Origin of the sequence: Pricia sp. (genome assembly GCF_041745955.1) — a bacterium.
Classification (GTDB): Bacteria; Bacteroidota; Bacteroidia; order Flavobacteriales; family Flavobacteriaceae; genus Pricia.
Map to the genome: position 1 here is coordinate 1 of NZ_JBGTHY010000082.1, position 12,463 is coordinate 12,463.

Here is a 12,463-nt window from a genome sequence, read left to right on the forward strand (position 1 = left end):
TGAGAATTTAGGAAATGGCACTTTTAAATTAAGAAGATTGGACTTGCTTGCCCAATTATCTTCATTAAATGACTTTACGACGGGTGATTTCAATAATGATGGTCATACGGATGTACTCGCCGCTGGAAACCTATATGGATCAGAGGTTGAAACACCAAGAAACGATGCTGGATTCGGCATAGTGTTGTTAGGTGATGGAAAAGGAGGCTTTAAAACGCTGTTGCCAAATGAAACTGGTCTTCATATTTCGGGAGAGGTAAAATCCATAAATAAAATACGTTTAGCGGAAGGGAAGGAAGGCTTCTTGATTGCGAAGAACAATGACTCTTTGCAATTAATTTCAAAAAGTTAGAAACCAAACCTTGGTGATATTCGGTTTTAATTTGGTTTGCTAAAGGAATTATAAAAGTTTATTGGGGTTACTCCAAAATCATTTCCATAGGTGCCCAAATAAATTTTGGGCGATAGTAATCCGTATTCACTTCATGAATATTCGCCACTTTAAAACTGTTTACGCAATAAGAAATCAATAGCTGTTCATCCTCCATATACTGCGGGTGTGCCATGGCATTGTAGGTGAACACCTCATCTTTGCTGTTTTCTTGTTCAGTAGTATGGTAAAGTAGTTGCTCATTGCGCCAAGGACCCGTCGGAGCATCGGATATATAGGAATAAATATTTCCATTGCCCAATTCCCTAGCTTGGAGAATCAGAACAAAAACATTCCCATGCTGAAATACGGAAAACTGTTCGGGCACTTGTTGCCCAATACCCTTTAAAGGAGCACTTTTAATAGGGTCGGAGTTCCAACCCTTCCCGTCGAAAAATTCAAACGAATTCAGCTTATTAGTGTTCTCATTAAGTTTTCCCCTCGCTACATGTAGCGCTGTGGAATCCTTAGTACTCCATGATCCATAGATATAGGTAAAATCCTTTTGGTTGATGACCGAAAGTCCGTAGTGCACAATATTGCGATTTGAAAAAGGAAAATCCTCTTGCGAAATGACCTTAAAACTTTTGGCATCCATAGTAATGTAATCCGTACCGGAAAATTCAAATCCCCAGGCGCCATCACCATGTAAAAACCGTGACATGAAAACATGCAAGGTCCCGTTATGTTCAAAACCGTGACCCGGCCAATAATATTCATCTGGGTTTCCGTAAGTAGGCTTCAGCAAGGCATCGGGATTGTCCATAGTCCCTTCGTATAATGCGGTATGAACCTCTTCCTCATTGATCAAAATAAAACTATTGTTGATCATGTGGCTATTGACATCTCTCTTGTTGTTTCGGACAGGCGTTAAAAATGAATCGCCCATCATAAACACGGAGGTAGTACTATCCAATGGAAATGATATGACACCATCGGCACCCGTAACGCCAAGACTATCGACCACGACCAAACTTTCGAAATCCCTGGCCCTAGTGACCTTTCGAACTCGATTTTCCTCCTCTCGGTTTGGAGGAACCTCCTTTTTCTGGTCGATACAGGACAAAACAAAAAACAACAGTAGCAAAAATGAAATGTTTAAGTACTTTTTTTTCTTAGCATCAGGCATTTGTCAAAGGTTTAAATTCATTGGATATTAAGTTCAACCATACCGCCTATTTCTATACTTTCGCCTTTCACTTTTTAACGTTCGACGCAGTTCGGAGTGGGCATGTAATAAGGACTATCCCGAATTGTAAGGATTCTCAAATGGGGTTGTTTATATCTAGAAGGAAAGTTAAGCAATTTATGTTAAAAGTATTTGTTTATATGTACATACATAATTATTTTGTTATTTTTATCCATGCGGCGATTATATAATAAAAACAGATTCTTATGTGCAATTCCATATAGTCAAATGCTAAACTTGCAAGTCTTCCATAAATGAGATATAAAATCACCATAATCGCCGTACTGGCCTTGCTGATCGGACTGCTTTTTGCCTATAAAAAGGGAGTATTCGATTTCAAGGATGACGGATATGCGCAATTGAAACTGCCCGAAACGGTCAACTACAATTTCCATATCAAGCCCGTACTTTCCGATAACTGTTATACTTGCCACGGGCCCGACGCGAACAAACGCAAGGCGGGCCTGCGACTCGATCTGGAGACCACTGCCTTCGGGGAACTTCCCGAAAGTCCCGGTAAATTTCCCATCGTGCCCAAGAACCTTCGGGAAAGCATGATTTACCAACATATCATGTCGGAGGACGGCGACGAGCTGATGCCACCGCCGGATTCCAAACTGGCGCTCAATGCCTACGAAAAAAGGCTGATCAAGAAATGGATCGAGCAGGGTGCGCAATTCGAAAAACACTGGGCCTTCCTTACGCCCGAAAAGGCCGAAATCCCCAATATTGTGACTTCCGACCCAATCTATACGGAATGGGGCGAAAACGAAATAGATGGTTTTATACTGTCAAAATTGGAGGAGAACGAGGTACATCCTTCGGAAAGATCCTCCGACGAGACCCTCATACGTAGAATAAGTCTCGACCTTACCGGTCTTCCGCCCACCCCGGAAAAGGTGAAGGCACTTTTGGACGACGATTCGGAAGCGGACATCTCCAAGATCATCGACAGCTTCTTGGCCTCCCCCGCTTACGGGGAGCGCATGACCCAATCGTGGCTCGATGTGGCACGCTATGCGGATTCCCACGGTTATCAGGACGACAGTTACCGTACCATGTGGCCTTGGCGCGATTGGGTGATCCATGCCTTTAACGAAAACCTGCCCTACGATAAGTTTCTGACCTGGCAACTGGCCGGCGATCTTTTGCCCGATGCGAACAAAGAACAGATTTTGGCTACCGGTTTCAACAGAAACCATCCGATTACCCAAGAGGGGGGCGTGATACAGGAAGAATACCGTACCAACTATGTTCTAGATCGGACCAACACCTTGGGAAAAGGTATTTTGGGGATTACCTTGGAATGTGCCCGTTGCCACGACCATAAATACGACGCCATCACGCAAAAGAACTATTTCGAGATGTTCTCTTTCTTTGACCAAGTTGACGAGAAAGGCCTGCAGATGGACGCGGTGCAGGCCAAGAACCAAAAGTTCTTTGCCGATCCTCCCTTTATGACCATTTCGGATGAAGAGACCGAAGGTGTACTTTCTTTCGTGAACCTTGAGAAGGGAAAGGACATCAAGGTAATGGTAATGAACGATTCTGCGCCGAGAACTACCCGTATCCTGAACCGGGGAGAATATGATCAGCCGACGGATTCCGTGCATCCCGGTACCCCGCCCGCTATTTTTGCCTTTTCCGAAACTTTGCCAAAAAACCGATTGGGCCTCGCGCAATGGCTGACCGATACCGAAAATCCCCTGACCGCAAGGGTCTACGTGAACCGGCTCTGGGCCATGCTGTTCGGCAAGGGCATCGTGGAGACTTCCGAGGATTTTGGGGTGCAGGGCAGCCTACCGACCCATCCGGAACTGCTCGATTGGTTGGCGGTGGACTTTATGGAGCACGGCTGGGACATCAAGTACCTGCTCAAAAAGATTATGCTGTCAGCGACCTACCAGCAAAGATCGGAAATGCGGCCCGAGCTCGAAAAGGCCGACCCGGAAAACAAACTATTGGCACGGGCACCGCGTTTTCGCATGAGCGGTGAAATGATACGCGACTATATACTGACCACAAGCGGCCTGCTCAACACCGAGATCGGCGGACCCAGTGTCAAGCCCTACCAGCCGGCCGGACTTTGGGAGGAGACCAATGCCGGAGCGGACCGGGGCATTTTGACCCAATATGTAGCCGATAGTGGCGAAAATCTCTACCGTCGCTCCCTGTATACCTTTTGGAAACGTACGCTGCCGCCTCCGAATATGACCATTTTCGACGCGCCAACCCGTGATTTTTCAGAGGTACGCCGCCAGAAGACGAATACGCCGCTGCAGGCCTTGGTGCTACAGAACGACGTTCAAATATTGGAGGCGGCCCGGGTCATGGCACAGAGTATGTTGGAAAAAGAACCTGATAATCCCGATCTGGTAAAGGATGTATTCCGGCGCATTCTGATCCGTACGCCCAAGGAAAAGGAACTGTTGACCCTGAACGCGTACTACCACGATGCCGTGGAACTTTATAAGAAAGACAGCGCCGATGCCGAAAAACTGGTCGCGGTGGGGGAGTACCGACAACGCGACACCGACCCCGCCAAGACCGCAGCGCTCATGTTGACCGCGCAAGTCATCTATAATCTCGACGAGACAATAACCAAGGAATGAGCGGGGAAAAGACGCCAAGGTTCAAAACAACAACTTAAAATTTTATCCTCATGGAAGAAGAAAATAAGAAAACATCCGACGAAAACCCCCTAAAGGTCAACCGCCGCCATTTCTTCTCGCAATTGAGCGTGGGAATCGGTTCTTTGGCCCTTGGCTCGTTGTTGATCCCCGATCTGTTTAGAGGAACGGGTGCCGTGGAAACGGCCGCCCAACCTTTGGGCATTCCCCATTTTGCGCCCAAGGCCAAGCGAATCATCTATTTGTTCCAAGCGGGCGCACCCTCTCAGTTCGAGACCTTCGATTACAAGCCGACCCTCCGCAAACGCATGGGCGAGGACCTGCCGGAATCGATCCGCAACGGACAACGGCTGACCGGTATGACCGCCAACCAGGATAAATTCCCCCTGATGCCACCGGCCGTCGATTTTAAACAGTACGGTCAGAGCGGCACGTATATTAGCGACTACTTTCCGCATATCGCCAAAATCGCCGATGACATTACGGTCGTACGCAGTATGCACACCGAGGCCATCAACCACGATCCCGCCATTACCTTTTTCCAGACCGGAAGCCAGATTTCCGGTCGCCCGAGCATGGGCTCCTGGATGAGCTATGGGCTGGGCAGCGAGAACAAGAACCTGCCCTCTTTCGTCGTCCTGACCTCGAGGGGCAAGGGCAATAGCCAGGGCTTATATTCCAAATTATGGTCCAGCGGGTTTCTGGATTCCAAACACCAGGGCGTGCTGCTGCGTTCGGGCAAGGACCCGGTGCTGTACCTCAACGATCCCGACGGCCTTTCCCGGTCCGATAAGCGGCATCTGCTCGACGAGGTTTCGGCACTCAACAAGATGCACCATGTGGAGACCGGCGACGACGAGATCGAATCTCGTATAGCCCAGTATGAAATGGCCTACCGCATGCAGATGTCCGTTCCCGATGTGATGGACATTTCCAAGGAACCGGAATCCATCATCAAGCTCTACGGCGAGGACTGTCAGGTGCCCGGTACATACGCGGCCAATGCCCTACAAGCGCGAAGACTGGCCGAGAACGGGGTACGCTTTATACAACTGTACCATCAAGGGTGGGACCAGCACGGCAACCTGCCCGACGAAATGGCGGGGCAGGCCAAGGATGTCGATCAGGCCTCCGCCGCATTGGTCATGGACCTCAAACAGCGCGGTATGCTCGACGATACCTTGGTCGTTTGGGGCGGCGAGTTTGGCCGTACGAACTACTGCCAGGGCAATTTTGATCCCAAGAACTATGGCCGCGACCATCACCCGCGCGCCTTCAGTATCTGGATGGCCGGTGGCGGCATAAAACCCGGACTTAACTACGGCCAGACCGATGAATTCGGATACAATGTGGTCGAAAACCCCGTGCATATCAACGATTTCCATGCTACTTTAATGTATGCCCTTGGCCTTGATCACGAGCAGCTTACCTATAAATATCAGGGGCGGCGTTTCCGCCTTACCGATGTGGCGGGGAACGTAGTTAAGGATCTTTTGGCGTGAAAGAATACAGGGTACTTGGTACAAGGTATTACGTGCAGAATGTCGGAAAGCTTACTTCAAAATGCAGCATTTGCAAAAAAAACCGAACCTTAACCGATTTGTACTGAATATCAAGTATCCGGTATTTTGTACTAACCACCATATCGATGACGAACACCGTTAAAAACCGCTGGGCCGACTACACCGTTCTGGGCCTGTCCGTTTTCCTGATTTTCTGCTTGCTTTTCGAATCCTATATCGAACTTCCGAATTTAATCTCCTGGTTGGGGCGATGGCATCCGCTGGTACTGCATTTTCCAATCGTACTGTTGTTGATAGCCATTTTTTTGGGACTTACGGGCAGACCGGTACCTCGATTATTACTGGTCGTCGCCGTATTATCCACCTTGATAACGGCCATTTTAGGATTTTTTCTGGGGATGGATGTCCCGATCAAGGGTGATCTCCTGTTCTGGCACCAATTGCTCGGCGGGGCAACGGCCCTGATCGCTGCACTTTGGTACGGGCTCGACGGCGTAGGTCTGGAAAAAGCAATGTACACTAAAGCATTGCAGGTAGCTTTAATAGGATTGATAGGATTCACCGGCCACTACGGCGGGATGGTCACCCATGGCGAGGAATTTTTAGCCTTCCCGACCGAAGAACCAGATGATAAGATTCCCGAAAACCCGATTGTGTATACGGATGTCGTCTTCCGGATATTGGACGATAAGTGCATATCCTGCCATAATCCGAACAAGCAGAAGGGCGAACTGGTGATGACGAGTTTTGAAGAACTACTCCAGGGTGGTGAGAACGGACCTATCCTGGAAGCCGGAAAGCCCGGGGAAAGCGAGATGATCAAAAGGTTGCATTTGCCCATGGAAGACGAGGAGCATATGCCCCCGGAAGGTAAAAATCCCCTGCAAGAAAACGAGATCGCTATTTTGGAACGGTGGATCGCCCTCGGTGCTTCCGATACGGTACGGCTAAACCAATTACCTCAATCAGAACCCTTGGTAAGCTTGATCAAGGAAATGATGGCGCCCGACCCTTTCGAGAAATGGGCCAAGATCCCCAAGGTGGCGGACAGTACGCTGCAGAACCTGGCTTCCGATTATTTGAACGTTTCGCGCGTCGCCAGTAACACCGAGGCCTTGAACGTGGTTATTTTCCCTCCGCCGGAATACCGTCCCAAGACCATAACCGATCTCAAACGCATAGCCAACAATATCGTTTCCCTTGATGTCAGTAGGCTCCCGATAGGCACGCCCGAGATCGAGGTTATAGCCACTTTTGCCAATTTGGAGAAGCTGGAGTTGGACAAGACCCCGATTACCGATGCCGAGGTCGAAAAATTGGCATCCTTGAAAAAATTGGAACTATTAAAGATCTACGATACCAAAATTACGGACAAAAGTATATCAACCTTCAAAAAATTCCCCGACCTGAAAAGTTTGTATCTTTATAAGACCGAAGTGTCGGAAAATGCAGTGGCATCCCTCAAAAAGGAAAAACCGAACCTGCTGATCAACGACGGCATCGATAAAGAGATCCAAGCGTTTTTTGTGGCTACGGATTCGGTAATCCATAAAGAGTAATCAATAATGCATTCATCAATGAAATTCAACCTAAACCAAAAAACGGCCATAGTAACCGGCGGTGGCAGCGGTATCGGTAAGGCCATATCAAAGACATTGGCCTCCCAAGGTGCCCAAGTACATATTTTGGAATTAAAAGCGGAGTCGGCCGAGCAAACCGTGCAAGAAATCGAATCCGCTGGAGGTACCGCCTTCGTCCATGCCTGTGATGTATCGTCCCATGATGGGGTCAAGCGGACGTTACAAGAAATCGGCGGCAAAAGTGCCATCCATATCTTGATCAATAACGCGGGTATTGCACATATTGGCAATGCCGAAAATACCCTGCCGGCCGACATGGATAGAATTTACGGGGTCAATATCAAAGGGGTCTATAATTGCATCCATGCCGTGATTCCTTATATGAAGGAAAAGGGCGGGGTGATCTTGAACATGGCTTCCGTTGCCGCATCGGTCGGTATTAACGATCGTTTTGCCTATTCCATGTCCAAAGGGGCCGCCCTAAGTATGATGTATTCGGTAGCTAAGGACTATTTGGCCCATAACATACGTTGTAACAGCATTTCACCGGCACGGATCCATACCCCGTTTGTAGATGGATATCTTCAGAACAATTTTCCCGACCATCGCGAGGAAAAGTTTCAAGAACTTTCAAAGACCCAGCCCATAGGCCGCATGGGCAAGCCTCAAGAAGTGGCGGACTTGGCCCTGTATCTCTGTTCGGATGAAGCCTCGTTTATTACGGGCACCGATTTTCCCATTGACGGCGGTTTTATTCGCTTGAATGGAGATTAGATACACCCGGTATCCGACAAATTTTCCTCCAATGCGGGATAGGAAAGAAATTTTATACCTATTTTAATGCCGTAAAACAATACTGTACCACAAATTTAATCTATATGAAAGCTTCAAGAAGATCCTTTATCAAGAAAACAGCGGTGGCCGGTTCGGGCATTATCGCCGCGCCGACGATTATCTCGGCCAGCGTCTTCGGCGCCAACGACCGCATCAATGCTGCCGTACTGGGTATCCATGGGCGGGGCAAGAACCATATCTCCAGTCTGATGGAGCTGGAAAATGTGCGTGTCGCCACCCTTTGCGATCCCGATATGAACCTGTTGAAGGAAGGTCAAACGGCCTTTAATGAAAAATACGGCACGAAGGTGAAGCTCGAGCAGGACCTTCGCCGTGTTTTTGAAGATAAGGATATCGACGTGGTCAGCATCGCATCGCCGAACCATTGGCACGCCCTTTCGGTAATCTGGGCCTGTCAGGCGGGGAAAGACGTGTATGTCGAGAAGCCCGGTTCGCACAATATTTGGGAAGGCCGCAAGATGGTCGAGGCCGCGGAAAAATACGACCGTATCGTTCAGCACGGGGTGCAGCTCCGAAGTTCACCCGCCGTCAACGAGGCCATTGGGCTATTGCGCGACGGGTATATCGGGCGGGTCTATATGGCACGTGGCCTGGTTTTCCGTTGGAGGGAAAGTATCGGTGATGCGGGCACCTCGCCCGTTCCCGAGGGCATCGACTACGACCTTTGGACGGGCCCCGCGGAAAAGCGGCCGTTCAGCAGAAATCTGGTCCACTACAACTGGCATTGGCACTGGCCCTACGGTAACGGAGATGTGGGCAACCAAGGTATCCATGAAACGGATCTCTGTATGTGGGGGCTCGACGTAGGCCTTCCCACGAAAATAACCTCCATGGGGGGCAAATACCTTTGGGACGATGCCAAGGAGACCCCTGAAGTACTCACGTCAACGTACAATTATCCCGAAGAGAACAAGATTATACAGTTCGAGGTACGCCCCTGGTGCACCAATACCGAACAAGACGTCACGGTCGGAAACATCTTCTACGGAGAGAAGGGCATTCTAGTGGTTGACGGCTACGATAAGTACAAGACCTATATGGGGCAAGACCGTACGCCCGGACAATCGGGAGACGACGGCGGGGAAGCGGCATCCGGCATGGATCGCGGCGCGGGCGGCACCACCGGGCATTTCGCCAACTTTATCGAAGCGGTGCGCAAGCATGACAAAAGTATCTTGAACGGTCCCGTTGAAACGGCGCACCTTTCCTCAGGTCTTGCCCACCTCGGAAATATCGCCTACAGAACCGGAAGGGTGCTCGAATTCGATCCCAAGGCGGAGAAGTTCGTGAACGACCCGGAGGCCGATACATATTTGACCCGCGACTACCGAGAAGGATTCGAGGTTCCGGCAAACGTATAATATCAAAAAGATGAAATATAAACTATTGATTTTGACTGCTGTCTTCACCGGCGGCACTGCACTGTTCGGTCAATCGTCCAAAAAACCGAGCATTGATCTAAAGACGAACGAAGCGGAAAAAAAGGTAGATGTATTGGTCGGGGGCGAACTCTTCACCTCCTATATCTACCCCGATAACATCAAAAAACCGGTGTTGTGGCCGGTGATGTCCCCCGGTGGAAACCTATTGACGCGTAGTTATCCCATGATCAACAAGGCCGGTGACCGCACAGATCATCCTCACCATGTTGGGATATGGTTGAATTATGGAGACGTAAACGGACTCGATTTCTGGAACAATTCCGAGGCGATTCCTGCTGAAGACCGAGACGGATACGGCACAATATACCATCAATCCATCGAAAAGGCCAAAAGCGGTAAAGGCAAGGCCACTTTGATTACCAAATCGCTTTGGAAATCGACCGATGACGAAGTACTGCTTGAAGAGAAAACAGAATTCGATTTTAAGGCGATGGACGCTATGCGTATTATCGATCGCACTACGACCTTGACGGCCATGACGGATGAGGTGAAGTTCACCGATAACAAAGAGGGAATGTTTGCCATTCGCGTGGCCCGTGAACTTGAACTTCCTTCGGACAAACCTACCGAACTGATGGATTCCCACGGGGTTGTGACCAAGGTAGAAAAAATGGACAATACCAATGTCAAGGGCAATTATCGCAGCTCGGAAGGCATCGAGGGCGGGGAAGTTTGGGGCACCCGGGCCAAATGGATGAAATTATCCAGCGAAATAAACGGGGAACCGGTATCCCTTGTGATTATCGATAATCCTGCCAACGTGGGCTACCCGACCTATTGGCATGCCAGGGACTACGGCCTTTTTGCGGCCAACACCCTAGGTCAAAAAGCATTGTCTGAAGGCAAGGAAGAACTGAACTTCAGTCTAAAAAAAGGGGAATCGGTCACCTTTAAGTACCGATTGGTAGTTGCTAGCGAGGATTTGACGGATGAGCGGATCAACGAACTGGCGGAAGCCTACGAAAAAATGTAAGGGTAATAACTTTCCGGTTTTGGCTCCTGATCTATTCATTCCGAATCCTTAGAGTTGGTCTAAAAACCCTTTCGGAAGGTTTTCAGGAAGCCGTGTTTTTAAGCAAGCTCTTAGGCAACGATCAGGGCATCTGCAGTCACTGGCAATTCCCGTATCCGTACCCCGGTCGCATTGAAAATGGCATTTACCACCGCGGCGGTGGCTGGGCCTTGGGCGACTTCCCCCGCGCCCACTGGCGGTTGGTCCGGCCTATCGATGACCTCTACCTCCGTTTCCGGCGTTTCAGGGAACCGGAGGATGGGATAGGAGTTCCAATCCAAGCTTGTAATGTGGCTGGCATCATAGCGCACCGCCTCCTTGAGCGCCCAACTGGCGGACTGGATCATGCCGCCTTCCGTTTGATTTTTTAATCCATCGGGATTTATAGTTTCCCCCGCATCAATCACGGCCCACATTTTTTTTAGCCGTACCGCCCCATTTTTTCGGTCCACCTTGACATGGGCGGCAACGGCACAATACGAAGTTTCATTTTTATAATGGCAAAATGCATAGCCCAGGCCTTCCCCCGTATCGAGTTCTATTACCGAAGTATTCTTCCGGAGTTTCTGTAAACAGTCTATAGAGCGGGGATCCTTCAAATGCCTTAAACGGAATTCGACGGGATCGGTATCGGCCTTATGGGCGAGTTCGTCCATAAAACACTCCAGCGCAAAGATATTGGCATAGGCGCCCAATGCCCGGAGGGAAGAGGTCCTTAACGGCCCCAAAAAAATATGCGATCGCACATTGACCGCATCGATAGCGTAATAAGGTACCGAATTGCGCACTGCACCGCCTTTGTAGCCGATGCCCGGTGCCCCATACCCTTGATCTAAAAAACGTGCCGGCATGAGGCTTTCGGGAGTGCCATCGGGCCGGTTGCTATGTCCGTCAGACCAGACCTCGTACTCCCACCCGTTAATTTTGCCCTTGGCATCCAGGCCCGCTTTCAGTTCCATGATCATGGCCGTGCCATAGGGCTCCCAGCCATTCTCGTCATCACGCATCCATTGGAGACGGACATGTTTGCCCGGATAATCGACCGCCATCAGGGCGGCCTCTGTAGCGGCATCGTCCGCGGCATTATGGCCGTAACATCCAGAACCGGGAACGCCAATGATGTGAACATCGTCTTCCGACATTTTGAACAGGGCGGCCAGCGAATTCCGTAGGGGATAAATGCCTTGGCTGTGGGACCAGACCCTTAATTTTCCATCCTCAAAAAAAGCGACCGCACATGATGGCCCGTTGGGGGCGTGCATGATATATGGCTTAAAATACGAGGCGCTATGCTGTATTGGGGATTGGCCAATGGCCGTTTGAGCGTCGCCCTTAGCTTCTTCTATTTTGGTTTCCAAGGGAAGGGTTTTCAAATATTCCTTTAGAGGCGTATCTGTGGGCAAATAATCCTCGGATTTCCATTTAACGCTTTTTTTGGCCTGTTCCATGATTTGGATGGCCTGATATTCTTCCTCGGCCAGAATTCCTAAAAAATTGCCCTTGCGCACCAATTTTAAAAATCCCTGTTGGGTGTCAAAATCGGATTCGTTGATGGAAACCAGTTTGGAGGAATAACCGGGCGGCCTTACCGTGCGCGCATGTACCATATTGGGAAAGCGAAGATCCTGGACGAATATCGGATTGCCCCGTACCATGTCTTCGATATCCTTTCTGGGAACGGGTTTGCCCACAAATTTGCGGACGGTTTTTCCTTTGAATTCGGATGGTGTGCCAACCGCTTGCTCTATTTGTCTGCCCTGCAACAATTTTTGCAGGCTGAGGTTTTGCTTCGGACCGATAAT

The 12,463-nt window shown here is 49.5% G+C and carries 9 protein-coding genes; 7 read left to right on the plus strand and 2 right to left on the minus strand.

What is annotated here, in order from left to right:
• Nucleotides 1-352, plus strand: a 352-nt coding sequence (locus ACEW8S_RS02795) for an FG-GAP repeat domain-containing protein (RefSeq protein ID WP_373516664.1), incomplete at its 5' end; no start/stop codon positions are given.
• Between the two features lie 67 nt (nt 353-419).
• On the opposite strand, the gene ACEW8S_RS02800 is transcribed toward ACEW8S_RS02795, so the two are convergent.
• A complete protein-coding gene (locus tag ACEW8S_RS02800; protein WP_373516665.1) occupies nt 420-1,517 on the minus strand; it encodes a hypothetical protein in 1,098 nt (365 codons plus the stop codon).
• 356 nt (nt 1,518-1,873) lie between these two features.
• Between ACEW8S_RS02800 and ACEW8S_RS02805 the strand changes: the two genes are divergently transcribed.
• From ACEW8S_RS02805 to ACEW8S_RS02830, 6 genes are all read left to right on the plus strand, one after another.
• Entirely contained in the window at nt 1,874-4,231 is a 2,358-nt protein-coding gene (locus ACEW8S_RS02805; protein ID WP_373516666.1) for a PSD1 and planctomycete cytochrome C domain-containing protein, read from the plus strand.
• A gap of 50 nt (nt 4,232-4,281) precedes the next feature.
• The gene (locus tag ACEW8S_RS02810) at nt 4,282-5,751 is read left to right on the plus strand and encodes a DUF1501 domain-containing protein (RefSeq protein ID WP_373516667.1); all 1,470 of its coding nucleotides are present in this window, start codon (nt 4,282-4,284) and stop codon (nt 5,749-5,751) included.
• Between the two features lie 146 nt (nt 5,752-5,897).
• On the plus strand, nt 5,898-7,331 hold the full coding sequence (locus ACEW8S_RS02815) for a c-type cytochrome domain-containing protein (protein WP_373516668.1): 1,434 nt from the start codon (nt 5,898-5,900) through the stop codon (nt 7,329-7,331).
• 18 nt (nt 7,332-7,349) lie between these two features.
• Nucleotides 7,350-8,126 (plus strand): SDR family NAD(P)-dependent oxidoreductase, encoded by a 777-nt coding sequence (locus ACEW8S_RS02820; RefSeq protein WP_373516669.1) that lies wholly within the window; start codon nt 7,350-7,352, stop codon nt 8,124-8,126.
• Nucleotides 8,127-8,230: 104 nt separating this feature from the next.
• Nucleotides 8,231-9,568, plus strand: a complete 1,338-nt coding sequence (locus tag ACEW8S_RS02825; protein WP_373516670.1) for a Gfo/Idh/MocA family protein — start codon at nt 8,231-8,233, stop codon at nt 9,566-9,568.
• Nucleotides 9,569-9,578: 10 nt separating this feature from the next.
• Nucleotides 9,579-10,622, plus strand: coding sequence for a PmoA family protein (locus ACEW8S_RS02830; protein ID WP_373516671.1), 1,044 nt, complete (start codon nt 9,579-9,581; stop codon nt 10,620-10,622).
• A gap of 110 nt (nt 10,623-10,732) precedes the next feature.
• Here ACEW8S_RS02830 and ACEW8S_RS02835 read toward each other — a convergent pair.
• Nucleotides 10,733-12,463: xanthine dehydrogenase family protein molybdopterin-binding subunit (locus tag ACEW8S_RS02835; RefSeq protein ID WP_373516672.1), on the minus strand; the 1,731-nt coding region annotated here is incomplete at its 5' end.

Bases quoted from the DNA above. Each gene is read 5' to 3' on its own strand.
- ACEW8S_RS02805 (WP_373516666.1), top strand. From the start codon at position 1,874: ATGAGATATAAAATCACCATAATCGCCGTACTGGCCTTGCTGATCGGA.
- ACEW8S_RS02810 (WP_373516667.1), top strand. From the start codon at position 4,282: ATGGAAGAAGAAAATAAGAAAACATCCGACGAAAACCCCCTAAAGGTC.
- ACEW8S_RS02815 (WP_373516668.1), top strand. From the start codon at position 5,898: ATGACGAACACCGTTAAAAACCGCTGGGCCGACTACACCGTTCTGGGC.
- ACEW8S_RS02820 (WP_373516669.1), top strand. From the start codon at position 7,350: ATGAAATTCAACCTAAACCAAAAAACGGCCATAGTAACCGGCGGTGGC.
- ACEW8S_RS02825 (WP_373516670.1), top strand. From the start codon at position 8,231: ATGAAAGCTTCAAGAAGATCCTTTATCAAGAAAACAGCGGTGGCCGGT.
- ACEW8S_RS02830 (WP_373516671.1), top strand. From the start codon at position 9,579: ATGAAATATAAACTATTGATTTTGACTGCTGTCTTCACCGGCGGCACT.